The 1,423-nt window shown below is 75.1% G+C and carries 1 protein-coding gene; it reads left to right on the top strand.

Annotated elements, in window-relative coordinates:
- The first annotated feature begins 239 nt into the window (after nucleotides 1–239).
- Nucleotides 240–1,364 (top strand): glycerate kinase, encoded by a 1,125-nt coding sequence (locus tag P1P70_RS44585; RefSeq protein ID WP_319248199.1) that lies wholly within the window; start codon nucleotides 240–242, stop codon nucleotides 1,362–1,364.
- The last annotated feature ends 59 nt before the right edge of the window (nucleotides 1,365–1,423 follow it).

Here is a 1,423-nt window from a genome sequence, read left to right on the forward strand (position 1 = left end):
TGACGTACCGGGGCCGGGGCGGTTAGGGTCACAGCGGCGCGACTGCCTTGACGTGCGCAAGGCCCGATGAGCGAGGGGAACGCAAGGTGGCGAACGCCGCGGTGGACGGGATCGACATGTCCGGGGACACGAACACGTCCGGGGACGCGAACACGTCCGGGGACGCGAACACGTCCGGGGACGCGAACACGTCCGGCGACACGCAAACGTCCTGCGACACGGAAGCGACCGACTCGCGGGTGCTGATCGCCGCGGACAAGTTCAAGGGCACGCTGACGGCCGTCGAGGTCGCCGAGCGGGTCACGGCGGGCCTGCGCCGGGTCCGGCCCGACCTGGAGGTCGAGGCGCTGCCGGTTGCCGACGGCGGCGACGGCACGGTGGCCGCGGCGGTCGCGGCCGGTTTCGAACGCCGTGAGGTACGGGTCGCCGGGCCGCTGGGTGAGCCCGTCACCGCCGCGTACGCGCTGCGCGGTGACACGGCCGTCGTGGAGATGGCCGAGGCGAGCGGGTTGCAGCGACTCCCCGCCGGTGTCTTCGCACCGCTCACGGCCTCCACGTACGGCTCCGGAGAGCTGTTGCGCGCCGCGCTCGACGAGGGCGCCCGCACGATCGTGTTCGGCGTCGGCGGCAGCGCCACGACGGACGGCGGCGCGGGCATGCTCGCCGCGCTCGGCGCGCGCTTCCTGGACGCGGCGGGGGAGCCCGTCGGGCCCGGCGGCGGAGGCCTGCGCGACCTGGTGACGGCGGACCTGTCCGGGCTCGACGAGCGGCTCACGTCGGTCGACCTCGTCCTCGCGAGCGACGTCGACAACCCGCTGACGGGCCCGAAGGGCGCCCCGGCCGTGTACGGCCCGCAGAAGGGCGCGAGTCCCGAGGAGGTGGCGACGCTGGACGCGGCGCTGACGCACTTCGCGGCCGTCCTGGAACTGGAGAAGACGGTCGGGGAGCGGGCCGCCGAGCACGCCCTGGCCCCGGGCGCGGGCGCCGCCGGCGGTATCGGGTACGGCGCCCTGATCCTCGGTGCGCGCTTCCGGCCCGGTATCGAGGTGATGCTCGACGTCCTGGGTTTCGCGGCGGCGCTGTCGAAGGCCACGCTCGTCATCACCGGCGAGGGCTCCCTCGACGAGCAGACCCTGCACGGCAAGGCACCCGCCGGGGTCGCGGCGGCCGCGCGCGCCGCCGACAAGGAGGTCGTGGCGGTCTGCGGGCGGCTGGCGTTGGCGCCGGCGGCGCTCGGGCGGGCCGGGATCCGTCGGGCGTACCCCCTCACCGAGGTCGAGCCGGACGTGGAGCGGTGCATCGCCGATCCGGGGCCGATCCTGGAGGCCGTCGCCGAACGGATCGCCCAGGACTTCCTGACCTGATCGGGGTTCTGTCGGCCCCGCCGCCCCTACCCGTCCCATCCCCAGGGGCGCTGCCCCTT

The sequence above is a fragment of the Streptomyces sp. MB09-02B genome (assembly GCF_033794485.1).
Classification (GTDB): domain Bacteria; phylum Actinomycetota; class Actinomycetes; order Streptomycetales; family Streptomycetaceae; genus Streptomyces.